The organism is Amycolatopsis echigonensis (assembly GCF_014174495.1).
In the GTDB taxonomy this organism is placed as follows: domain Bacteria; phylum Actinomycetota; class Actinomycetes; order Mycobacteriales; family Pseudonocardiaceae; genus Amycolatopsis; species Amycolatopsis echigonensis.
Genome location: NZ_JACJHR010000292.1, coordinates 1 through 317 on the forward strand (window position 1 = coordinate 1; position 317 = coordinate 317).

At 73.5% G+C, this 317-nt stretch carries 1 pseudogene; it reads left to right on the plus strand.

The features are described 5' to 3' along the window. Positions 1-110: 110 nt before the first annotated feature. Positions 111-317: pseudogene (locus H5411_RS46825) on the plus strand (signal protein PDZ); the annotation flags it as partial.

Sequence of the window (317 nt, forward strand, 5' to 3'; positions counted from 1 at the left end):
TTGCGGCAGCTAGCCAGCCAGGTAGCGGCCGGCCCGTCGGGTCCGGCGCGCCGCGCACCCCGGTCGAGTTGGGCGGGTGCACTGGCCCCCACGATGAGGAGCCTCGCGCGATGAACAGCACAGTTAGCCCTCGAACAGCGCAGATCTGCGGTGCCATCACGGCGGCGGCCATCGCGCTGTCAGCCTGCACGACCGGATCGGGCAACCCAGCCCAGCCGAGCACCACCACCACCACCACCCCGGCCCCGGCGCGGCCAGAGGCCGGGTACGCCGACCTGGTCGACCGGGTCAGCCCCAGCGTGGTCACCGTCCAGGCC